The 21,588-nt window shown below is 54.1% G+C and carries 29 protein-coding genes and 1 pseudogene; 22 read left to right on the top strand and 8 right to left on the bottom strand.

Annotation, left to right across the window (positions count from 1 at the left end; genetic code table 11):
- Positions 1–769: 769 nt before the first annotated feature.
- From AC2FJE_RS21995 to hflC, 6 genes are all read left to right on the top strand, one after another.
- Positions 770–1,036, top strand: a complete 267-nt coding sequence (locus AC2FJE_RS21995) for a hypothetical protein (protein ID WP_282121199.1) — start codon at positions 770–772, stop codon at positions 1,034–1,036.
- Positions 1,037–1,074: 38 nt separating this feature from the next.
- Positions 1,075–1,461, top strand: coding sequence for a hypothetical protein (locus AC2FJE_RS21990; protein WP_282121198.1), 387 nt, complete (start codon positions 1,075–1,077; stop codon positions 1,459–1,461).
- 8 nt (positions 1,462–1,469) lie between these two features.
- Positions 1,470–1,928: a hypothetical protein gene (locus tag AC2FJE_RS21985; protein ID WP_282121197.1), complete on the top strand. Its 459-nt coding sequence runs from the start codon at positions 1,470–1,472 to the stop codon at positions 1,926–1,928.
- Positions 1,929–2,148: 220 nt separating this feature from the next.
- Entirely contained in the window at positions 2,149–2,436 is a 288-nt protein-coding gene (locus AC2FJE_RS21980; protein ID WP_282170949.1) for a hypothetical protein, read from the top strand.
- A 75-nt stretch (positions 2,437–2,511) separates the two neighbouring features.
- Positions 2,512–3,579, top strand: coding sequence for an FtsH protease activity modulator HflK (gene hflK / locus AC2FJE_RS21975; protein ID WP_282121195.1), 1,068 nt, complete (start codon positions 2,512–2,514; stop codon positions 3,577–3,579).
- The gene (gene hflC / locus AC2FJE_RS21970; protein WP_010442286.1) at positions 3,576–4,595 is read left to right on the top strand and encodes a protease modulator HflC; all 1,020 of its coding nucleotides are present in this window, start codon (positions 3,576–3,578) and stop codon (positions 4,593–4,595) included. Before hflK ends, hflC begins: the two co-directional genes overlap by 4 nt.
- 403 nt (positions 4,596–4,998) lie before the next feature.
- Here hflC and AC2FJE_RS21965 read toward each other — a convergent pair whose 3' ends face one another.
- Entirely contained in the window at positions 4,999–6,255 is a 1,257-nt protein-coding gene (locus AC2FJE_RS21965; protein ID WP_282121194.1) for a class I SAM-dependent methyltransferase, read from the bottom strand.
- Positions 6,256–6,440: 185 nt separating this feature from the next.
- On the opposite strand from AC2FJE_RS21965, the gene AC2FJE_RS21960 reads away from it, so the two are divergent.
- The 5 genes from AC2FJE_RS21960 to AC2FJE_RS21940 all read left to right on the top strand — a co-directional run bounded on the left by AC2FJE_RS21960 (position 6,441) and on the right by AC2FJE_RS21940 (position 9,515).
- Positions 6,441–6,572: a hypothetical protein gene (locus tag AC2FJE_RS21960; RefSeq protein WP_496761477.1), complete on the top strand. Its 132-nt coding sequence runs from the start codon at positions 6,441–6,443 to the stop codon at positions 6,570–6,572.
- Between the two features lie 67 nt (positions 6,573–6,639).
- Complete coding sequence (locus AC2FJE_RS21955) at positions 6,640–6,891, top strand: DDE-type integrase/transposase/recombinase (RefSeq protein WP_366524170.1); 252 nt, start codon at positions 6,640–6,642, stop codon at positions 6,889–6,891.
- A 272-nt stretch (positions 6,892–7,163) separates the two neighbouring features.
- A complete protein-coding gene (locus AC2FJE_RS21950) occupies positions 7,164–7,403 on the top strand; it encodes a hypothetical protein (protein WP_282121193.1) in 240 nt (79 codons plus the stop codon).
- 259 nt (positions 7,404–7,662) lie between these two features.
- Positions 7,663–9,285, top strand: a complete 1,623-nt coding sequence (gene groL, locus AC2FJE_RS21945; RefSeq protein WP_282121192.1) for a chaperonin GroEL — start codon at positions 7,663–7,665, stop codon at positions 9,283–9,285.
- Positions 9,286–9,383: 98 nt separating this feature from the next.
- The gene (locus AC2FJE_RS21940; RefSeq protein ID WP_268952749.1) at positions 9,384–9,515 is read left to right on the top strand and encodes a hypothetical protein; all 132 of its coding nucleotides are present in this window, start codon (positions 9,384–9,386) and stop codon (positions 9,513–9,515) included.
- 78 nt (positions 9,516–9,593) lie between these two features.
- Here the strand turns inward: AC2FJE_RS21940 and AC2FJE_RS21935 are convergent, their stop codons facing one another.
- Both AC2FJE_RS21935 and AC2FJE_RS21930 read right to left on the bottom strand, forming a co-directional pair.
- On the bottom strand, positions 9,594–9,983 hold the full coding sequence (locus AC2FJE_RS21935) for a fatty acid desaturase (RefSeq protein ID WP_282121191.1): 390 nt from the start codon (positions 9,981–9,983) through the stop codon (positions 9,594–9,596).
- Between the two features lie 17 nt (positions 9,984–10,000).
- Positions 10,001–10,210, bottom strand: coding sequence for a hypothetical protein (locus AC2FJE_RS21930; protein ID WP_282121190.1), 210 nt, complete (start codon positions 10,208–10,210; stop codon positions 10,001–10,003).
- Between the two features lie 182 nt (positions 10,211–10,392).
- On the opposite strand from AC2FJE_RS21930, the gene AC2FJE_RS21925 reads away from it, so the two are divergent.
- Positions 10,393–11,124, top strand: a complete 732-nt coding sequence (locus AC2FJE_RS21925; RefSeq protein WP_282121189.1) for a Crp/Fnr family transcriptional regulator — start codon at positions 10,393–10,395, stop codon at positions 11,122–11,124.
- Between the two features lie 54 nt (positions 11,125–11,178).
- Here the strand turns inward: AC2FJE_RS21925 and AC2FJE_RS21920 are convergent, their stop codons facing one another.
- Entirely contained in the window at positions 11,179–11,379 is a 201-nt protein-coding gene (locus tag AC2FJE_RS21920; protein WP_113789405.1) for a hypothetical protein, read from the bottom strand.
- 172 nt (positions 11,380–11,551) lie between these two features.
- Positions 11,552–11,968 (bottom strand): hypothetical protein, encoded by a 417-nt coding sequence (locus AC2FJE_RS21915; protein WP_282121188.1) that lies wholly within the window; start codon positions 11,966–11,968, stop codon positions 11,552–11,554.
- A gap of 345 nt (positions 11,969–12,313) precedes the next feature.
- Here AC2FJE_RS21915 and AC2FJE_RS21910 point away from each other — a divergent pair, with 345 nt between their 5' ends.
- The 5 genes from AC2FJE_RS21910 to AC2FJE_RS21890 all read left to right on the top strand — a co-directional run bounded on the left by AC2FJE_RS21910 (position 12,314) and on the right by AC2FJE_RS21890 (position 14,457).
- Positions 12,314–12,565 (top strand): hypothetical protein, encoded by a 252-nt coding sequence (locus AC2FJE_RS21910; protein ID WP_282121187.1) that lies wholly within the window; start codon positions 12,314–12,316, stop codon positions 12,563–12,565.
- Between the two features lie 59 nt (positions 12,566–12,624).
- Positions 12,625–12,978 carry a hypothetical protein gene (locus tag AC2FJE_RS21905; RefSeq protein WP_176865328.1) on the top strand — a complete coding sequence of 118 codons (354 nt, stop codon included), beginning with the start codon at positions 12,625–12,627 and terminating at the stop codon, positions 12,976–12,978.
- A 57-nt stretch (positions 12,979–13,035) separates the two neighbouring features.
- On the top strand, positions 13,036–13,341 hold the full coding sequence (locus AC2FJE_RS21900; RefSeq protein ID WP_282121186.1) for a hypothetical protein: 306 nt from the start codon (positions 13,036–13,038) through the stop codon (positions 13,339–13,341).
- A 337-nt stretch (positions 13,342–13,678) separates the two neighbouring features.
- Positions 13,679–14,200: a hypothetical protein gene (locus tag AC2FJE_RS21895; protein WP_282121185.1), complete on the top strand. Its 522-nt coding sequence runs from the start codon at positions 13,679–13,681 to the stop codon at positions 14,198–14,200.
- 14 nt (positions 14,201–14,214) lie between these two features.
- A complete protein-coding gene (locus AC2FJE_RS21890; protein WP_282121184.1) occupies positions 14,215–14,457 on the top strand; it encodes a hypothetical protein in 243 nt (80 codons plus the stop codon).
- 45 nt (positions 14,458–14,502) lie between these two features.
- Here the strand turns inward: AC2FJE_RS21890 and AC2FJE_RS21885 are convergent.
- Positions 14,503–14,829, bottom strand: a pseudogene (locus AC2FJE_RS21885) (IS110 family transposase); the annotation flags it as partial.
- Between the two features lie 239 nt (positions 14,830–15,068).
- Here AC2FJE_RS21885 and AC2FJE_RS21880 point away from each other — a divergent pair.
- The gene (locus AC2FJE_RS21880; RefSeq protein WP_282121183.1) at positions 15,069–16,124 is read left to right on the top strand and encodes a tyrosine-type recombinase/integrase; all 1,056 of its coding nucleotides are present in this window, start codon (positions 15,069–15,071) and stop codon (positions 16,122–16,124) included.
- A gap of 56 nt (positions 16,125–16,180) precedes the next feature.
- On the opposite strand, the gene AC2FJE_RS21875 is transcribed toward AC2FJE_RS21880, so the two are convergent.
- Together AC2FJE_RS21875 and AC2FJE_RS21870 are read right to left on the bottom strand one after the other, a co-directional pair.
- Complete coding sequence (locus tag AC2FJE_RS21875; protein WP_282121182.1) at positions 16,181–16,525, bottom strand: type II toxin-antitoxin system RelE/ParE family toxin; 345 nt, start codon at positions 16,523–16,525, stop codon at positions 16,181–16,183.
- A complete protein-coding gene (locus tag AC2FJE_RS21870; RefSeq protein WP_282121181.1) occupies positions 16,522–16,779 on the bottom strand; it encodes a type II toxin-antitoxin system ParD family antitoxin in 258 nt (85 codons plus the stop codon). The genes AC2FJE_RS21875 and AC2FJE_RS21870 overlap by 4 nt, the downstream gene beginning before the upstream one ends.
- Before the next feature lie 393 nt (positions 16,780–17,172).
- Here AC2FJE_RS21870 and AC2FJE_RS21865 point away from each other — a divergent pair, with 393 nt between their 5' ends.
- The 4 genes from AC2FJE_RS21865 to AC2FJE_RS21850 all read left to right on the top strand — a co-directional run bounded on the left by AC2FJE_RS21865 (position 17,173) and on the right by AC2FJE_RS21850 (position 21,531).
- Positions 17,173–17,376 carry a hypothetical protein gene (locus tag AC2FJE_RS21865; RefSeq protein ID WP_282121180.1) on the top strand — a complete coding sequence of 68 codons (204 nt, stop codon included), beginning with the start codon at positions 17,173–17,175 and terminating at the stop codon, positions 17,374–17,376.
- Positions 17,377–18,117: 741 nt separating this feature from the next.
- A complete protein-coding gene (repA, locus tag AC2FJE_RS21860) occupies positions 18,118–19,299 on the top strand; it encodes a plasmid partitioning protein RepA (protein ID WP_282121179.1) in 1,182 nt (393 codons plus the stop codon).
- A gap of 1 nt (position 19,300) precedes the next feature.
- The gene (gene repB / locus AC2FJE_RS21855) at positions 19,301–20,275 is read left to right on the top strand and encodes a plasmid partitioning protein RepB (protein WP_282121178.1); all 975 of its coding nucleotides are present in this window, start codon (positions 19,301–19,303) and stop codon (positions 20,273–20,275) included.
- 206 nt (positions 20,276–20,481) lie between these two features.
- Positions 20,482–21,531 (top strand): helix-turn-helix domain-containing protein, encoded by a 1,050-nt coding sequence (locus AC2FJE_RS21850; RefSeq protein ID WP_282121177.1) that lies wholly within the window; start codon positions 20,482–20,484, stop codon positions 21,529–21,531.
- Positions 21,532–21,588 lie beyond the last annotated feature (57 nt).

The following is a 21,588-nucleotide window of genomic DNA, read 5'->3' as shown; positions in this document are numbered from 1 at the left end:
GACTCTGGTCTTCATCATTCATTGGAATGTCCTTTCCTGGACGGTCCGAGAATAAGAAGCACGAGACTCATACAGCCCTTTTGGGGAGCTCCATGTTCCCCGCGCCCCTCAGGTACTCAAAAAAAATGCCAACCAAATACACAGCGGACACATGTCACCTAACGGATTTCAGAGCGCCTTCGTACTGACGCAGGTTAGCCCGCTTGAGCCAGATAAAAGATCCGCGCAAGCATCAGAGCGCCCATGAGTGCAATCAGCATCCAATAAATCGGGATCTGCCTCTTCCCAAGGTTCGAGTTCTAGCCTTGCAAGGGCCGAAAGTACCGTAACAGCATTGCCCTTCCGATCCTCACCAACGAAAGCTAGCAAAAACCGATCGAACTCAGGGCTATGCGGGTAAAGAATGCCACCTGCGGGCATCACCATTTCCTCCTTTTCAGTGCTTTCGGACCTTGGGAGCGAACGTGCCGACTGACCGGGGCCTCCTCTGGCAAGATCAAAATGTTTCGGATTGTTTCGATCATACCCGCATCGCCTGGAGCACGCGCTGACGCAGATCAGCCGGTGTCCAAACCTCTGAAGTCAAGCATCGGGGCAGCTCCAAGGTTCGCCAGCACTGCCCAGGGCCCAGCGGCGCTAACATGGGTCAGCGCGCATCGCCCGGTTCTGGGATAATGTATGATGACCGCAAATGCAGGCTACCTCTCTGCAATCAGGATACGGCAGCCTTTGCAGCGCGGAAGGCACGTATACATCGCGGAGACCGGAGATGGCGCTGCGTTCAATCAGATCCACCGTGACCTTCCCGCGCCCGTTTACCCTATCCGGATATTCGGACGAGCTGCCTGCCGGTGAATACGAAGTATTGGTTGAGGAAGAACTTATCGAGACGCTGAGTTTCCCGGCTTACCGCAGAACAGCGATTTTCCTGACTATAAACGGCAAGGGATGTTCGCTGGGCCGAACAGAAATGCGACCAATTTCCTGGACCGACCTGGAAACGGCACTTGGCCGCGGCATTCAATATGACATCTGAAGATAGCGAGGCGGCGCTTTGCCGCTGGAGGAACTACAATGAACACTCCCGAATGGCTTAAATCCGGCCTCTACGGCGCCGTCATCGGCGCGGTACTTGTTAGTGTAGCTGGATTTTCTTGGGGCGGCTGGGTAACCGGCCGAACCTCGAACGACAGGTCCGTGGCTATGGCCCGTGAACATGTTGCCACCGCATTGGTGCCTGTCTGTCTGGACATGGCCCGATCCGATCCGGAACGGGCTGCCAAGATGGCGGCGATCCGGGCAGCCTCTACCTTCCGGCAGCGAGAGGCCCTCATGACGGCTGGCTGGGCGACGGTACCAGGCACAGAGACCCCGAACCGGGACATCGCGCAAGCCTGCCTTGCAGCCCTTGACGTAAACAAGTCACCGGAGCGTCCGGAAAACACGATCAATGAAGGATGAGCAGCGCCATGTCACCACCTCTGCCTGAAACAACCGATCTTGATCGGCGCGTTCTAGCCCATGAACGGGTTCTCCAGTCGCTCATTGCTTACATGTCCCACACGGAACCGCGTTTTCTTGAACACCTGAAGAAGCGTTTTGTTGAGCCGATGGCCATGGTGCGGCACGAGCATGACCACCGGAACGCGGATGACTACGCGGAGGAGTTTATTCGCGCCGTGATGGCCCTTGGAGAAACGCAATTGCCAAAGGCGGCAAGCTCCAGCGTACTCGTTAAGCCATTGCACCAACCGGAACAGAGACAAACATCGGCACACCCCTATTATCCAACCGCGCAAGCTGATCGTGTCCGTGTCAGAGAGAGGAATGGGATCTGGGAGGTCAAGGTGGATGGCGTATTCCACGGGGACTACCACGACAAGGGCATTGCTCTGGCAGCCGCAGCTTTGGCGCGCTTGTCGCTTTGATGAGAGGACTTCTCCTATGAACGAGCTAGTCAGAAAGTCAATTGCGGTTTTCGCCCGGCCTTTCAGTGTGCCTGACTTCGACGAGAGGCTTCCGGCAGGAGAGTATGACATTGAAACGGAACTGTGTTCACCGCCCGACCAGCTGCACCCGGAAGTCTGGAAAGCATCTGTAGCGGTGAGGCTGCATTCTCGGGCATCCCACCCCGGCCTGGCGAGAACCTTGACCGTTTCACTGGCCGACCTCGATGACGCCCTGGCAAAGGACAAGCTGACCGGAAAAGATCTGGCCGAAATTTTCCTCGAAGAAATGCTGGCAGACCCGATGGTTCGGCTGGTGATGGAGGCCGACGGTGTTTCCGAGATGCAGCTTCGGCATCTCTACGCGGGCGGGCGCGCATCTCAGGCGGACAAAGAGACATGGGATGCGGATACAACAGGTACATCGCCACAAGAAAACTCACAAATACAGGCTGCTGAGAACGAAGGAATGCCGACACAGAGGGAATAAGACACGTGGATCCACCCCGCCGACCGCCAAGGTCTGCGCCGAGTGCCGGTTCGCACGAGCAAGGGAGAAAACGATATGCCCGACCAGAACGGCGGCCCGGAAGACCGTGGGCCATGGCAAAGCAAACAGAAGAGCAATCCTCCCGAGATTGACGATCTTCTTCGTCAAGGCCGCGACCGCCTGAGCGGATTACTCCCTGAAGGGCGGCCGCCTCTGAGAGGGGTACTGGTTGCAGGAGCGATAGTCTTGGCGGCGGTTGCAGCCTGGTCTTCTTATTACACAGTCCCGAGCGACTCGGTCGCCGTTGTCCAGCGTTTCGGCAAATACATTGCTGAGGTTCCGCCTGGCCTGCATTTCAAATTCCCGTTTGGCATCGACGTTGCCACACTGGTGCCCGTGAAACGGCAACTGAAGCAGGAATTCGGATTCACCACGCCGGGCAGGAGTGATCCCTTCCAAAGCCCGTCAGACGGCCGACGTGAAACCGAAATGGTTACGGGAGATCTGAACGCCGCGCTTGTGGAATGGGTGGTGCAGTACCGGATCTCGGACCCCCTGAAGTTCCTGTTCGAGGTACGCGAGCCAAGCGCGACTTTGCGTTACGTCTCTGAGTCGGTGATGCGCGAGGTCGTTGGAGACCGCACGGTTGACGAGGTCATCACCATCGGCCGGCAAGAGATCGAGAGCGAGGCACTTTTTAAGATGCAGGCTCTGTCCACGAAATACGCCATGGGCATCAGCATCGACCAGGTGCAGCTGAAAAACATCAACCCGCCGGGACCCGTTCAGGCGTCGTTTAATGAGGTCAACCAGGCCCAGCAGGAAAAGGAACGCCTGATCAATGAGGCGCGCCGCGAATATAACAAAGTCATTCCGCTGGCCGAGGGCGAGAAAGATCAGCGGATCCGCGAGGCCGACGGCTATCGCCTGAAACGGATCAACGAGGCGGAAGGCGACGCCGCGCGGTTCACCGCGCTTTTGGCCGAATACGTCAAGGCACCAGAGGTCACGAGGCGGCGGATATACATAGAGACACTGCAGGATGTTCTGCCCACAATCCTGTCAAAAATCATTGTTGAAGGATCGACTGCGAGCATCCTGCCGCTTTTGAACCTCGACAGGCTTCAGGAGGATCCGTCATGAGCATCAGACTGGGTCTCATTGCAGGGATTGCGGCTGCAGTTGGCGTGATTGCCTCCGGTTCCCTCTACACAGTTGGCGAAGTCGAACAGGCCATTATCACCCAATTCGGCAAACCCGTGGGAGAACCAGTTATAACGGCCGGTTTAAAGCTAAAGCTGCCCATCGTTCAGGAAGTCAACCGGATCGACCGCCGGGTTCTTGAGTGGGATGGCAATCCGTCCGACATGCCCACTAAGGACAAGCTCTACATTTCCGTCGATCTGTTCGCCCGCTGGAAAATCACCGACCCGTTGCAATATTTCCTGCGGCTGCGCGATGAGCGCAGCGCGCAATCCCGTCTGGACGATATTCTCGGCAGCGAAACCCGCAATGCCGTCGCAAAACACGAGTTGATAGAGATTATCCGGACTACGAAAGGCCGGATCCCGCTGCGGGACACGCTTCTAACCGATGAGGAGCGTGCGCAGGACATAGGTTCTCTGGTTCCTATCCAGAAAGGCCGCGCACTTGTGGAACAGGAGATTTTCGCAGCCGCCTCAGAGAAGGTTCGTGTATTTGGGATCGAGCTTCTCGATATCCGTTTCAAGCGGATCAATTACAATGAGAGTGTGCGTCCGAAGATCTATGACCGCATGATCTCCGAGCGTCGCCAGATCGCTGAACGTTTTCTTTCCGAAGGCAATGGCGAAGCCGCGCGAATTCGCGGCAACCGGGTTCGCGATCTGAACAAGATACAATCCGAAGCGTATCGCGCCGTCGAGGAAATCCGCGGCGTGGCTGACGCCTCGGCGGCTGCGATCTACGCAAAAGCCTACAACATCGACGCCCAAGCAGCCGAATTCTATGCGTTTACCCGGACAATGCAGGCCTACAAGGACATGATTTCAGGCGGAACGACGCTGGTCCTGACAACGGACAGCGAACTTTTCAGGTTTCTGAGAGGAATGGAGGCCGGAGAGCCGTCTGGAAGTACATCTCCTCCCCCTCCCGGCCTGACGGCTGCGGCCGAACGCTGATGAATCGGAGGACAAAGAGATGACGGAAGAACCGGTGGATTTGGACGAAACGCGAAGCGCCGAACGCCAGATTGCGACCGACACCCGATGCCGCAAACGCGGTGTTTGGGAGCAAACGTCATCCACACCATCCGCGTTTAATAGGTTCAAAGTTTTGGGTTTTCGGCACGTGCATCCGCCGCAAACGCAAAAGTCCAGTTTGTCCGTTGAAATCACCTCGCGTCTTATCGGTACGCATAGGGCACAACGAATGGCAACTGGTTTACATGTTCACTATTTGTTTTTCATGACGCCCAAATATGCACGCTCGGGTCGGTTGGGCCAATAAAGAAAAACGTTGCGCCTTGTGGCGGAATTTGACCGACTGTCCCGCGAATAGCGGATTGGCCCGCAAATCGTGAGTTCAGCCCGATTGATTAGACGTTTTGCACAGATAATCTCTGGTTACAGGAACAACCATCTGACCTCGGCTTAGCTGAAACTGAAATACAACCAAGCCCTGTTCCGAAAAGGCCATCTCGGATACGATCAGATAGTATCGCCACATTCGCAGAAACCGATCATCGTAGAGGTCGCGGATCGATTCCAGATTGGCCTCGAACTTTTCCTGCCAACATTGAAGCGTTCGCGCGTAGTGGCCGCGCCAGACTTCAACATCTGTGGTCACCAAGTCCTGCTTTTCAATCTCCTTCATGGCTTCGGACATTGATGGTGCATATCCGCCGGGAAAAATGTATTTGTGAATCCATGGCGACGTTCGACCGGGTGCGGTGGATCGACCGATTGTATGCACCAATGCGACGCCATCCGGTTTCAGATTCTCACGCAGTTTGCGAAAAAATGTTGGATATTGGGGCCGACCAACATGCTCCATCATTCCGACCACAACGATACGATCAAATTCTTCGTCGACCTCTCGATAGTCGATCAGGCGAAATTCGACCATATTCCCGACACCGGCCGCTTCGGCTCTGCTTTTTGCATATTCCAACTGCACTTTGGACAAGGTCACACCAACCACCTTCGCTCCATAGTCTCGCGCCATGGTAATTGACATGCCGCCCCAACCACAGCCGATATCCATCACTGTCATTCCTGGTTCGATTAAGAGCTTCTTGGCTATGTGCGCCTTCTTTGCTACCTGGGCCTCTTCGATGCTTTGCACCGGATCTGAGAAATAGGCGCAGGTATATTGAAGGTCTTGGTCAAGAAAAAGTTCATAGAGATCAGCGGAAAGGTCATAATGATGTTCGACATTTCTGCGCGCGATATGAACGGGATTATACTGTGCGATACGTCTAAGTGACTTGCGCAGCCCTGTGACCGACGTGCCGTAACGCCCACCACCATAGTTGTTCGCATTGCGCACAATTAGCGAAACAAAGCCGCGTAAATCGTTTTGCGAAATTGTGAGAGTCTCATCCATATAGGCTTCGCCCAAGGCGAGATCGCCGTTCATTACCAATTTGCGCGGAAGCGCTTTGTCGTGGAGGGTTATGGCTGAACTGGGCCCTTTTCCGCGGCCATAGGTGCTGCAACGCCCATCCGGCCAAGTCACCGCAAGCTCACCTTCTTGGATGATCTTGGTCAAAAGGCGGTCAAGCAATGACACCCACAATGTGACGTCCTCCAATGCTTCCACGATTAGACTACACTCCATGGCAATCGCACAAGTTGAAGGAGCAAGTTATGTCCGCTTAGTGTCCGCAGAGCGGTCGGTCGTGCGCGTAGATAACGCCACATTGAATAGGTAGGTTCCCAAATACTCGCCGATGATCGCCGCGCGAGCACAATCGAAAAGGCACCCTGTGCTGAATTCCTGGCGCATGGACCGGATTTAACTGCGTGTTCGCGGCAATTGGATGCGCCTTTATCGAACTGTCGATAAAGCAGGTGACAGGGAACACCCATGATTTCGTGCTGCCTGAGCGATGGAACGGTCTCGCAGCAACCAAGTTCTTTGCCAAAGCGTTGTAGTCAATCGGAAGCACTGGCAAAACCGTAATCGATAAGAGCGGAGCCAACGCAGCAGGTATTTCAAGAAGTGAACAGGAACTTGAGGCGATTTGGTTGCCCGGTTAAAGTACAGACAATAAGGTCGAAACTCCTGAATAGACTGATCGAGCAAGAACATCAGTTCAAAATACAGCGTGTTCGGCGCATGTGTGGGTTCAAATCTTTCGCATCTGCGTCCGCTAACTTGGATGGCATTGAAGTCGTCTATATGATCCGAATGAAGCAGCTCTCTAGCGCTACAACTTTGGGCTTTCGGTTGTTTGGTGTGATCGCTGGATAAATGTGTCCAGCATGTCGTTAACTCTGGCCGTTCTAAAAGTTTGCAACACAACCGTTCAGCACCCGAAAGAGCGACGATTGCAGATAGTTTTCGAGTGAGAGGTCTGTTTTCGATTGTTTTTATTGGGTCATCCAAGTGCGGCGAAAATTTCACGAGAAAATTCGACGCGAAGCTGCTTTCAATCAGTCCAACATGCAGAAAATTCTGCAACGATGGTTGAATTCATCGAGCCCACTTCTGGTCCTGATGAGTTAACGCGACAGGAACGGCCCATGATGTCTGACCCAACAGAGTTTGCAGGAATAGCGGCACTCTCGATCTATGAGGCACCATCGCTCTCCTTGAATAATCAAAAATTGCTTCCGGAACGCCAAGCCGCGAGGGAATTACGCGCCGCGGTGACGGCTCACGAAAACGCTCCAACAATAGGATTGGAAACAAAATGCCATCAGGCCGTTGCTGACTTGATTAACGCGATCATAGTCACCAAAAACACGGTTCGATGTTTGTGACACCGCGCGGTAGTGGTTTGACTCCCGACCTTTGAAGTGGACCCGAAAAAGAATCCGCCACCGCTCCCGCCCGAATGAAACTCGCCCGATCAGCACGCCTCCGTCCAGTGCTGTTCTGCTCGGCAAACCTTAAAAAGGAGTGCTTCGAAGCCGTTCACTTAGCGTCGCCTTTTCGACGAAGACGAAAAGACCATGGACCAGACGGTCTTTTCCGACGCAGCAGACCATCATCCAATCCTTGTCTCAGGGAGTTCCCGACATGTCCGCCAAAGACGTCAAATTCAGTGCTGATGCGCGCAGCCGAATGCTAACAGGGATCAACATGCTGGCGAACACCGTCAGGATCACTCTTGGTCCAAAAGGTCGAAACGTCATTTTGGACAGATCCCACGGTGCCCCGCGTATCACCAAGGACGGCGTTACTGTTGCCAAAGAATTCGAGCTTCCGGATCACTTTGAAAACATGGGAGCCCAGATGGTGAAGGAAGTCGCGTCCCGCACCAACGAAGAGGCTGGCGACGGCACAACCACTGCTACCGTACTGGCTCAGGCGATCGTCAAGGAAGGGATGAAGGCCGTTGCCGCTGGCATGAATCCGATGGATCTGAAGCGAGGTATTGAACAAGCCGTCCGGGTCGTCGCCGCAAAGATCAAGGACCTGTCCCGACCGGTTGGCGACAGTGTCGAAATTGCGAAGGTAGGGGCCATCTCCGCCAACGGAGATATAGCGATTGGCCGTCAGATCGCCCATGCGATGGCTGCGGTCGGCACTGAAGGCGTAATCACGGTTGAAGAGAGCAAGGGATTGGAGACCGAAACCGAAGTGGTCGAAGGTATGAATTTCGATCGCGGTTACCTTAGCCCATATTTCATAACAAATGTGGTCAAGATGAGCGTAGAGCTGGAAGACTGCGTTATCCTGTTCCACGAGAGCAAGTTGTCGTCTCTTGCCGACATGGTGCCGTTGCTCGAAGCAGTCATGGAAGCCGAAAAGCAGCTTCTGGTTGTTGCCGAGGAAGTGGAGGGCGATGCGCTGGCCATGCTTGTGGTCAACAAGCTTCGTGGCGGGCTGAAGGTTGCCGCAGTAAAGGCGCCTGGGTTTGGGGATAGCCGCAAGGAGATGCTGGAGGATCTCGCGATACTGACGGGCGGCCAAGTGATCTCGACCGATTTGGGGACCAAGCTTGAAACCGTCACGCTGGACATGCTCGGTGCCGCACAGAAAGTCGTCATCTCCAAGGACGATACGACCGTCATTGATGGCGCGGGCGACAAATCAGCAATCACTTCACGGGTCGCCCAGATTCGCTCGCAGATCGAAGATACGACATCCGACTACGAACGGGAAAAGCTGCAGAATCGTCTTGCTAAACTGGCAGGCGGGGTCGCCATCATCCGGGTCGGAGGGGCCACGGAGATTGAGGTAACGGAACGCAAAGACCGGGTTGACGACGCGTTGAACGCCACTCGCGCGGCGGTTCAGGAAGGTGTTGTTCCAGGCGGTGGTGTTGCGCTGCTCCATTCAGACAAAGCGCTTGCGACCCTTAAAGGTGCCAACTCCGACCAGGATGCCGGCATCAGGATCGTCCGGCGATCAATCCAGGCACCGCTGCGCCAGATTGTCGAAAATGCCGGCGTGGACGGATCGGTCGTCGCGGCAAAGATCATCGAAAGCGAAAACCCATCCTTCGGGTTCGACGCTCAAACGGAAACTTATGTCGACATGCTGACAGCGGGGATCATTGACCCCACCAAAGTTGTCCGGGTTGCTCTGGAAGATGCGGCGTCGATTGCAAGCCTTCTGATCACAACCGAGGCGATGGTCGCACAAAAACCCAACAGGTCTGGAACTGCATCAGATTTGGGACCCTTGAGGGCGTGACGCAGGTCTTTTGACCCAACGACGGGACCACCTCAATGCAGTCGGTCGATCTGTAACATGCAAACGTATTGAGAGAAACCAACCTGAAAGGAACTCAGATGTCGAAAGGTGACAAGAGGCGCGGCAACCGCGAAGTTAAAAAGCCAAAGAAAGCAAAGGAAAAAATCGTGGCGACGGCCGACTTCTCAAAGGGTCAGAAGCCGGTCAAGATAGGGAGTAAGAAAAAGTAATTTTCTTAGTCGCAGGACGAAGATTGCAACCAAGGCGGAGCGTGCAGGATTCGCAATTTGGTTTCCGAAGTTTCTGATCTATACCCGGATTGATTCATAACTCACTATAACGATGCGTTCGGTTTCGTCCCAGAGCGCGAGGCTTGTGAAGCGCAAGCTATCGCGGAGAGTGATGCGCCGGGTGTTGGCAAGGACGTCATGACCTCGAAGGACTTCCGGAAGACGATAGAACGGGATGCGGCTGGCCAGATGATGAACATGGTGAACTCCGACTTTCCGGGCGATCCAGCTCAGCATTCCGGGCAGTGCATAGTGTGAACTGCCTTCAAGCGCCGCATCCTGAATGCTCCAATCATTTTCCCGCTGCCAACTGGTATCCTCGAACTGGTGCTGCAGGTAAAAGAACCACATGCCAGCAATTGCAGCGAGGAGCATGGTCGGCAGAAACACGAACAACAGGACGTACAAGTACCAGGCCGCGTGATCTAAGATCGGCGCGAGAAGTTACCGCTGACAATAATCTCGTTGATTAATTTGGCGACTGCCGAATGGGTTTCTAGCTCTAAATCCGAACCATTGGCACACTCGTGGGTCACGGCAGCATCGCGCAAAACCCCGACGATCTCACGTTCCTGAAGAAGATTGAGATCGTTTAAGGCAAGTAGAAGAGCCTCGCAGATCGAGAGTGCAGCCATGCCTGCGGGATCTTGGTGGTCTGACCTTGGGGTCATTCCTTTTAAAGTCATTGGATTCGTGACCAGGCGAGGTGGTGATAGTTTTTCTATTGTCACATGAGTTTTGGTATTTTGGACTGATCGAAAGTAGCCTCAATACCAAATTCTTCGTAGAGTCTTTGCAGGCTCGGGGAAATCCAACGATGAACACCAACACCAGCCCGCTAACACAGAAACTCTCGGCATTTGTTGCCTTGGCAGAGGCGGAACTGGCCGTTTTGGAACAATTGCACCAGCGGAGGAGAACCTTTGAGGCTGGCCGTGATCTTGTTCATCAGGGACAATCGGAACAGGCTGCCTATATCCTCGCCGCAGGCTGGGTTGTTTCATATAAGATTCAGCCTGACGGATCACGCCAAATCGTCGATTTCCAGATTCCAGGGGATTTCCTTGGGCTACGCAGCGTTTTGCTGCACACGTCAGACCATGGCATTGAGCCGATTGTTGAAATCGAAGCCGCCGAGGTTCTGGTGAGTGATCTTTTGCAAGCCTTCGCAGAGACACCTCGGCTTGCCACTGCAATTTTATGGGCCGTGTCACGCGACGAAGCGATGGTTGTCGAACATCTTGTCGGGCTTGGGCGGCGTGATGCGGATGCGCGCATGGCACATTTCCTACTGGAACTTGGAGTCAGGCTGTCGCTTGTGGGGATGGGCAGCAAGAAAGGCTATGCCTGCCCGCTCACACAGTACCATCTTGCCGATGCACTGGGATTGAGCGCCATTCACGTCAACCGCGTCCTGCGCAAACTCAGGGAGGACGAGTTGGTTACATTTAGGGATGGGTTTGTGACGTTCAATAACTATGAGGGTCTGGTTAAACTGGCGGATTTCGATCCAGCGTATCTGGATCAGAAGCGGCCGCTTCTGGCCTGATTGGGCCCACAATCTGGTTTGGGACGATCCTGCTTACATCTCCAACGCGTGACGTTACATCAGCGCCCGACTGGCTTCCTTGAGTTCCTTGTGAGCCTCTTCGTCATTTTCTGCTTCGTGGGCACTTTCAGCGGCCTGATAGTGTTTCAATGCCGTCGCCTTTTTGGGGCCTTCAGGCGCTTTGTCCCAGGCGGCCTTGACGGAGGCCATGTGCTTGACGGTGTGGTTTTCCTGACTCTGGTCTTCATCATTCATTGGAATGTCCTTTCCTGGACGGTCCGAGAATAAGAAGCACGAGACTCATACAGCCCTATTGGGGAGCTCCATGTTCCCCGCGCCCCTCAGGTACTCAAAAAAAATGCCAACCAAATACACAGCGGACACATGTCACCTAACGGGTTTCAGAGCGCCTTCGTACTGACGCAGGTTAGCCCGCTTGAGCCAGATAAAAGATCCGCGCAAGTATCAGAGCGCCCATGAGTGAAATCAGCATCCAATAGATCGGGATCCGGGGGCCGGTATACTTTATTGTCTCTGGCAGTTTCGAAACGCGATGCGACACGCGCTTAGGTAACAAGGCCACCAACTTTGTCGCCACACTGCCGCTCGCATGATTAAGCGTGGGTACATCTCTGACTGTTGAAAGATGCGCTTTCAGCCGGGCATGCGCTGCATCTCGGCCCAGAAGTGTAAGCTCACGAGCCTCGGTCCAAGGCTCGAGCCCGAGACGCGCAAGGGCTGACAAAACCGTGACTGTTGCACCGGTTTTGTCTTCACCCACTTCTGCAAGCAGGAAAGGGTCGTAGTCGGAGCCATCCGGGCGAAGAACATCTGATACAGACATGATTTTTCCTTTCGGACTGGGGGAGCGGCGCTCGACAAAAATCGTTGGGACAAAGATACCGACCAACGCGTTGGATACCGCATTCAATATTGCTTGATTGCTGCAAGGCGCAAAGACTTGCATCCGCCTGGATGCGCCACCTTCTAGCCCCGATTGTCGGGAGTGAGGCTGTTGCACACATCCTGACAGTAAAGAACCTGATGGGTACTAACTTCGATCAGCATAAAGCCCGTGGGTTGGGAATAATATAGCCCTAAGTGCTGTGACTTGACGGGGCATCTGGACTGATGCGGTCGACCATGGTCGGTACCGGAAATCCAGCGATCAATTCAACGGAGGTATGGGATGCTCACGCGTTCGATCAGGTCAAAGGTGACGTTCACCAATGCCTTCAGGTTGGGAAACAGCGACATCGTGTTTCCGGCTGGCGCGTATGAAATTCTCTTCGAGGAGGAGTTGCTGCAAGGCGTCAGCTTTGAGGCTTACCGACGCACCGCGACCTACCTGATGGTCAGGGGTCGAGGGAGTCATGTCGGTCAAACAACGATGCACATGACAACACAAAAGGATCTGGAGCATGCCATTGCCTGCGACTAGGCCCACTGTGAAACAATTCAACATAGCGAAGCGGCGCTTTCTCCGCTGGAGGACTTGATATGACCAATCCTGAATGGCTGAAACCTGGTATGTATGGCGCGCTGCTCGGCGCGGTGTTTGTCGGCGTCGTTGGATTTTCTTGGGGCGGTTGGATGACTGGCGGAAGCGCGAACAAGTTGGCAAGCGAAATGGCGCGGGACCAGGTGATCGCGGCGCTCGTGCCAATTTGCCACGACATGTCCCGCACGGATAATCAGCGTTTAGCAAAGCTCGCAACGATCCAGGCTGCCACGTCGTACAAGCGACGCGACGCCGTGATGGATGCGGGTTGGGCAACCATGCCTGGTTCCGATTCTCCGAACCGCGATCTCGCCAAAGCGTGCATAGAAGGGCTGAACCTTGATGCATCTTAATATGATTGCGTCAAGGCCGCCCTTGTCAATTCACACTGGTTTGCTACGGTAAGTGGGATGTTTGGATTGCAACTGGAAGGCGACCAAGGAACCTGTTCGACCCTTGGTGTTAGAAAGTGGGATGCCGATGCAAGCAGTCTGAAATTTCCCTCAAGTACAATCTACCGCGGCGCAACAAGCGATCACACCGGCTCAGCCAAACTCACCGGGCCCGTCAGGCGCGAAATGAAAATAGGCATGAACTACAACGCTCTTATTGGGGGCAATAAACGCGCCGGATGTCGCGAGAATTCGACTATGCAAGGAAAACTTGCCAAAACTAACGGGGATAGCGAAGCCTGCCTAAATTTGAAGTTGTTGTAACTTCTCAAATAGCGGTCCGATACCGAGCGTCATGTGCTGATTTGCTTGGCAACGCGCCGTAGTAAATCGGCCCTTCAAACCCCATATACTGATAGGCTACGTGCGAATTTTCGGGTCTGACCGACGCACCGAGGTCTCAGTGGAAAATCCGAAATCGATTGGGATCATGTCTTTCAATGACCTGGCTATTAGGTCTGCCGTCCTGCTGAACCGTCGAATAAGGAAACCGACAATCAGGGCGGCAAAGGCCGGTTCAGCCAATCTCGAAAAACCCCGAGAGTCGCGCCGGAACGGGCTGGCGAGCCCTACCTGGCCCTTAATCGAAAGGACCACCGCAATGGATGACCAATTCAGCAAGACCATCGCAGTTTTCGACTGGCCATTCACAGTGCCCGGTTTTGCAGAAACGCTCCCCGCCGGCGAGTATGAAATCGAGACCGAACTCGCCTCGCCTCCGGATCACCAAGACCCTGAAGCTTGGAAGGCCTCGGTTGTTGTCCACCTGCATCCACGCATTTCCCATCCGGGATTAACCCGGAGCCTAACCGTTTCATTAATTGATCTCGACAATGCCCGCGCGAAGGACAAGCTTTCAGGAAGAGAGCTGTCTGATGTTTTTCTGGAAGAAATGCTGGCAGACCCAATGGTGCAGCTTGTGATGCAGGCCGACGGGGTATCCGAGGCCCAATTGCGGCATCTTTACTCGGGATCGCGGACAACGCGGGAGAATATCGATCTCGTTGACCAAAGTCCCAAAGACGATATCCCGCAAGTTTTTTCGCAGGACAGCTCTGAAATTCAGAACGCCGAAAATGAAGGGATGCCATGCCAACAGGCCACTTCGCTTGTACCTGAATGAAGTGGAAGAAGCGAATGCCTGAGTCAATGGAAAGCAAGGAACTGATGCAAAAGAAGAAGGAATTCATCGTCTCGGACCCGCCAAAGCGTGCGCTTGCAGATGCGCCCAAGGAACGGTTCTGCTTGCGCTGCAAATCCTCTTTCTGGAGCGAAGGTTTTGGCGAACGCATCTGTTCCCGCTGCAAGGCCACCTCTGCTTGGCGCGCGGCCGTGCCGGAAGGCGTCAGTCAAGGTCGCCGCTCTGGCGGCCGGTCGTGATAGATCCCTTGTTTGTTTTTAGGGCTGCCTGCCGTTGTTGTCCGAGATAAAACGCATGGTGGGACGGATCGAAGCCTCACAGATGGCCTCTGCATCAGCGGCATCGTTTTTCTGTCGCTTCACAAACGGTTTCACATACGCAGGTGGGATGAGCCTGACATCGTGACCCAGGCGACCAATCTCGCGGCCCCAGTAATGCGCGCTAGAGCAAGCCTCCATCGCAACCACGCATCTCGGTAGCATGGCAAAAAACTCAAGGACCTGACCTCTGCGCAGTTTCTTCCGCAGAATAGGGTGACCCGAGTGATCTGCTCCGTGCACCTGGAAAACGCTCTTCGCCAAATCCAGGCCAATCATGCTAATCTCTTCCATAGACGCCTCCAATCATGTTGTTTGCAAACCGACAATGGCACATCGAGGCCAGCGGGGGCGTCTACACCTTCAGAGCCCGCGATTTCTGTTGCCAAGCAGAGCTTCCATCTGTATTGCGCGCAATATTTCACCCTTTTGCTCGTTACATTTGTTACTTTCTAAACTTACCATTACAACTGATAAGTTCCCCTTATTACGTATGATTGAAATTTGCCGCGAAGCGATGCAAAATGCGCCCCATGACAGCCCCTGCCCCATACCTGCCCGACGCTCCCCCTGCCCTTTCAAAGGAAGATCAGGACGCGCTCACGGATCTCTATGTCCGCGGCACGCCGGCCAATACGCTGCGGGCTTATGAGCGCGACCTGCTCTACATCACCGCCTGGAAAACAGCGCGCTTTGGCGCGGTGTTGGACTGGCCGGAGAGCGAGCCTACCGCCCTCGCCTTCATCCTTGATCACGCCCGTGATCTGAATGATGCACCAGAAACGGATGTGGCGCGCGAAACCGCAGAAGCGCTCATTGCGCAAGGCCTGCGCAAATCGCTGGCCTGCCCGGCCCCTTCGACGCTGGACCGGCGCATCGCCTCCTGGCTGGCCTTTCACCGGATGAAGAACCTCGCCAGCCCCTTTAGCGCACCACAGGTGAAACAGGCCCGCGCCAAGGCCCGCCGCGCCGCCGCCCGTCCCCCTGCCCCGAAGTCGCAGCACCCGATCACCCGTGAGGTTCTGGAGCAACTGTTGGCCACCTGCCGGGGGTCGCGGCGCGATTGCCGCGACCGGGCAATCCTGATGCTCGGCTGGGCCAGCGGTGGGCGCAGGCGGTCGGAGATCACCGGGCTGATGCGTGAGGATGTCTCTCTCAAGGAATTCGACAAGACCGGCGTGGTCTGGCTCTCACTGCTGGAGACCAAGACCACCCGGAAAGGTGAAACCCCACGGCTGGTGCTGAAGGGTCGCGCCGCGCAAGCATTGGTGCATTGGATCGAGGTCGGACAAGTCACGAACGGGCCGCTGTTCCGCCCTGTCTCCAAGGCTGACAATGTGTTGAAGCGTCGTCTCAGCCCGGATTCGATCTACCAGATCGTCAAACACCGGCTGGCACTGGCGGGACTGCCGGAGGATTTTGCCTCGCCCCACGGGTTGCGCTCGGGTTTCTTGACCCAGGCCGCTTTGGACGGTGCCCCGATCCAGGCCGCCATGCGCCTGTCCCTGCACCGCTCCATGGCGCAGGCGCAGAAATATTATGATGATGTGGACGTCGCAGAAAACCCGGCAACCGACCTGTTGGGGTGATCACTTACTGATTATTCAAAGAAATCTCAGCCTGAGGGAAACTCTGACTGCAGTGCCTATGTCTTTTTCCCTGCCGCATCCATCAAAGTGACCAGCCCGGAAACATGTCGTGGCAAATTACAACGGGAATGCAAGATATCGACTATGATCACACTATCCGGCTGGTCCAGGTAGACGAGGAAATGCTCTCCTGCCTGTACGTATCTGAGATCAGCCGCCTCCTCGACCAATAATGAACAGCTACGGCTGGCCACCCTGCCCTCCGTGATGGCCTGACATCGCGCTATCAATTCTTGTTCATAAAGATCGGCCTGATGCGGTCCGAACTTGTCAATTGTCCATCGGGCAATTTCCACCAGGCTGGATTCAGCACGGCGTGTCAGTCGAAAGGGTCTGGTCACGCTTTGGAACGTGCCCTTGCAAAGGCACGACGGATCGCATCCGAACCGCTGCCTTCTGCCAGATCTCCAGTCTGAGCCTGCGTCACACCCTCCTGCAGGCCTTGTTTGAGAGACACCAGTCCCGCTTCTTCCCGTTCTAGAAGCCGAAGCCCGGCACGCAGCGCTTCACTGGCGTTCTGATAACGACCGGACGCAACCAGATTCTGCACTAGTTGATCCTGCGATTCTGTAAGTACCACATTGCGGGTTACCATGGCATAAGCCTCCTGATTGGCAATATATGCCAAAGAGGAGGTTGGTTCAACAGTTGGGAATTCCACACGCGGCAAATTAGTCAAGCTGTTCTTATTGCCGGCCTAACGGAGCAGTTGAGTGCCCACTGTCGTGGCTGGGTAAACCATCACCCCTCCACTTTCGCACATTCCAAACACTGGGCCGACCTCATTGCCCCGAACGCCTATCTGATCACCCTTGATATTCTCGAACATCAGATGGTCACCAGCCAAGGTTCGCGCCGGGACTCCCCTGACCGGACGATCCTATTACCGGACTGAACTCAGTTAGATGGCAGCGTTCGGTGTTCGGCGCGCCTTATTTTGGAGGCGGGAGTGTCGCTGAAGAAATTCAACGAGAATGACCTAACTTAGGTGTCGCCGCAGGTAGTTGAGACCACCCCAAAACGCGAGGCTCCACGGTTAGTGCGCAAGGGTCGCGCAGCGAGGCCGCTGGCGTGTTGGATCGAAGTGGGTCACGCCGAGGACAGCCCCATGTTTCACTCGGTCTCGAAATCTGGCCGGATACGGAAACGCCGCCTCAACCCGGACGCCATCGACCAGATCGACAAACACTGACTGAAGCTAACAGGACTACCGTAGGATTATGCCTCACCGTAGGGGCTGCGTTCGGGTTTCCTTACTCAAGCCCCGCAGGAGGCACACCGATCAAGACCGACTTGCACCTATCGCACTGGCCCAGAAATGCGGTGACGACGACGATATCGCCGACAATCCGGCAACCGATCTATTGGAATGAAACCAACATCGGTCCAATTGATAAGCAACTTCAGTATACCTTGGTTCACAGGGCAGTTGCTCCAAAGACCAGCACTGGAAGAGTATTAACTACACCATCAAATTAGCGGACACAGAAAGTCAGCTACTAGAACACCGCCCTGCCCTGGCAAAACAATGAGCTTGTCAGCACTTTTCAAGAATAACCACCAATTGGGCTTTTTAGTGGAGTGGGGCTCAATACTAATCTGATTTAATCATCTGCAACTTGAGCAAAACGTGAGCGCATTGCAGTATTTCTGGCAGGATTTCGCTTGGCTGAAAAGACAAAGTGGCCGGCGTCTGGCAACCCTCTAATCTCGAATTCCGAAGGCGAACTTTTGCCGCAAGCATGCAACCTCAAAGCGCCTCTTAAGCACCCAATGGAGACGTGAGTTAACAGCTGTTAACTTCGGGACGCTTGTGCAGGCTTCGCAACGACCCACAAGTTATTGATTTTTCTCTTGACATGAATCGGAATACGAGTGCCTAAATGTACTCAAGTTGCGCAACCAAACAAAAAAGAGCAGGAAATCTGCAACTATGTTACAAACCACACCAATTGCTGCGACGACGCAGTCTCACGTTACACGTGAAATCTCTGATCGTCTACAAGTTGCACTGACGACCCACTTAACTCAGGCGTATTCTCCTGAGTTGTCAAAGACCCTCCGACTCTTCAGCGCGACAGAGGTTGCCGACCTGTTTGGCACAACCGGACAGTTCTTGCGAAAGGGCCATGCTGAGGGCTCTCTTCCAGAGCCGGAGTTCAACAAGAACGGACGTCGCTTTTATTCCGGAGCCGAAATCAAAGCAATGCGCCAGATCCTTGAAGGAAGTTCCAGAAAGCCCGGAAAGTACCTTCCCGGTCGTCGCGATGCCGACCAGCTTCAGGTTGTTCAACTCATGAACTTCAAGGGTGGTAGTGCGAAATCCACCTCAGCCATTCACCTTTGCCACTATCTTGCACTTCAAGGTTATCGCGTTCTGGCTATCGACCTTGACCCACAAGGCAGCTTGACCGGATTCTGTGGAATTCAGCCAGAAATCGAGTTTGAGGGGAATTCGATCTATGATGCTCTGCGCTACGAGGACTCGGTCCCGATGTCAGAGTGCGTCCGGACCACTTACTTCCCTGGCTTGGATCTTTCCCCCGCCCAGTTGATCCTGTCAGAGTTTGAAACGGAAACCGCTGTCTACGCCCGCAAAGGCGTTCCCTTCTATAATCGTCTTGCCAGCGCAATCGAAGAAGTCGAAGCAAACTATGATGTAATCATTATCGATAGCCCGCCTTCTTTGGGTTTCTTGACGCTGGCAGGATTGTTTGCCGCAACATCTGTGATCGTACCGCTGACACCGAGCATGTTGGACGTGGCCTCCACCCAGCAGTTTCTTGAGATGACTTCGGCATACCTGGAAGAGTTTGAGAACTCCGGGATTCCGATTGTCCATGACAATTTCCGGTTCCTCATAACACGGGACGACCCCTCGGATACCCCATCACAGCAAATTGTAAGCCTTATGCGGGCGCTGTTTCAGGATCGAGTAATCGGAGCAACTGCGCTGCGAAGCACGGCGATTGCCGATGCCGCGATGCTGAAAATGACAATGTACGAAGTTGTTCGATCAGAAATGACACGGTCTACCTATGACCGCGCCCGATCGAGCATGGATGCCGTCGGGCACGAAGTCTCAAACATGATTCAAACCGCGTGGGGCCGTTGAAATGGCACTTAAACAAAACAAAACCAGCATGGCTGCAGCAATAGCGGCGGCAGCCGGAAACCCTCCCATTCCGCCTACGAAAACCGAGCGTGCCAATGCCGCGCTTCCACGAGGCACCATAGCCTCCGTCCGTGTTGGCGCCGGCGGAATCCAAGAAATTGATACCTCGCTCATATTGCCTTGGGGTCCGAAGGACAGGCTTGGAGTGGAGTTAACACCTGTTAACTCAAAAGCCGAGCCCAACGTCGATGCAGCTGTTCTGGAGCTGGCCGAAAGCATCAAAGACGCAGGAGGCCAACAGGTTCCTGTCCTCTTGCGTCCGTCTGAGGAAGTGGACGGCCACTTCGAAGTTATTTACGGCCGCCGCCGTATCCTGGCCTGTCAGCATCTAAATCAGCCTGTACGCGCGCTTGTACGGACTCTCGATGACAAAGAGGCGCTTCAGGCAAAAGGTTTAGAGAACTCTTCTCGTGTTGACCTCAGCTACTACGAGAGAGCCCGGTTTGCTCGAGAGATTCTGAACCAAGGATATGACCGTTCGGAAGCGATCACGGCGCTGGCAATTTCTAAAAACACGCTGTCGCAATTGGAGCGAATTACAAACGATATTCCCGAAGATCTTGGCGATATGATTGGCCCAGCACCGAAATCCGGACGGCCCAAATGGACGGCACTCGCCGATGCGTTACGAAAAAAGGTGATAACAGCGGACAAGGCTATGAAGCTCTTGGAGACACTCAACCCAGGTAGTTCAGACGATCGGTTAAATGGGCTTTTAGGCAGCCTGGCTCGAAAAAAAGAAGCACAAGAAAACCGACCGGCACCCGACGTTGTTATCAAGACCAGCAATTCAGCGGTGAATATGACGATCAAAAGAGCAGGGGAGAATGAAGCCTACTCACGTTGGCTTACGGAAAACCTTGCTCAGTTAATTCAGGAATCCTACGAGCGCTTCAAAGAAAACGCCGAGGAGTAAGCGAGTTAACAATTGTTAACTCTACATGAGGCAACGAGCAAAGAGGAGGAAAGCAAAGAAGAAACCCCCGAAACCTAAGGCTCCGAGGGCTGAAAACCAACTAGTGGTTATAGATTTGACACCTAAACCCTAACAGCCCGCGAATCACGAGACAACAAAAAACGCCTCTGGGTGAATAGGTTTTCTTTGTCTGCTGACATAAAATTATGAAAACAGTAACAGCATTGGCTCCAAACGGAGCAACCTTGTTGGGAACGGCAGGGCAGGGGGGTAGTACGCCTAAAAAATGGTTGCTTCTTCGAGCCGTCGAGGAAGCCAGAGAACCGCTTGGGCTTAAATCCACTTCCCTCAACGTCCTGAGAGCGATGATTTCCTTTGTGATTGGAGATCAGATTTCACCAGACCAGGATGATCACCATGTTTGTTTTGCCTCCAACGCTGCGATCGCCAAACGAACTCACGTCAGTGTACAGACCGTTGAACGCCATATCTCGGCGCTGGTTGAGCTTGGGCTTATCCGCCGCGTCATGAGCGCCAACGGAAAACGTTGGGCACGCCGGGATCGACAGGGCAGGGTGGTCGCAGCAACTGGACTGTCCCTGATGCCTTTGTCTGAACGGCACGCTGAGTTCATCGAGGAAGCCCAGAGGCATGCTGATCGAGTTCTGGAGTTCACGGTGCTCCGCGACAAGGTTTCTACAGCTCTGGCGCGTCTCAGAGAGCTCGTGGCAAACGACGCCACAATCTCAGATTTGATGGTCACCGCACGCAATGCTCTGCGTCGCAAACCAGATGCAAATGTACTCAGCGAACTGCTGGCTGAAATCTCTGTGGAAATCTCTGAGATAAAACGGACAGATTCAGATAATTTGAGGGACAGTGACAATGAAATTGAGGGGCACAAAGAGGACTCTTTGAATCCAATAGTTAAGAAAGAAGAATATTCTCAGATTCAAGTTTCTCCAGATCAAATGGAGCGCAGCTTTCCACGTTTGTGCTCGGAACTTCGCTTTGCCCGGGATCAGGCACATTGTGACCGACTTATGGACGATATCGCCGAGTACCTAAGATTTGGTCAGACCTGGTATGCTATGAAATCGACATATGGCCCAGCTCTCCGTTTCTTAGTGCTCGGATATATTTTCCAACGAGCGGAGAACATAAAATCCCATCAAGCCTATTTGATCTCACTGATTTCAAAAATCGATCAAGGAGACATACAACCAACCGCATTGTTGACGCAAAATTCAAAATAACCGCAGAAGTGAAGGCCGCACCCATGATTTCTCCTCACGCTCATGAGTTCAGAACAA

The organism is Ruegeria sp. CDSC002, assembly GCF_059610905.1.
Note: the sequence above shows the minus strand (reverse complement) of the source record. Positions and strands in the feature narration are given on the sequence as shown.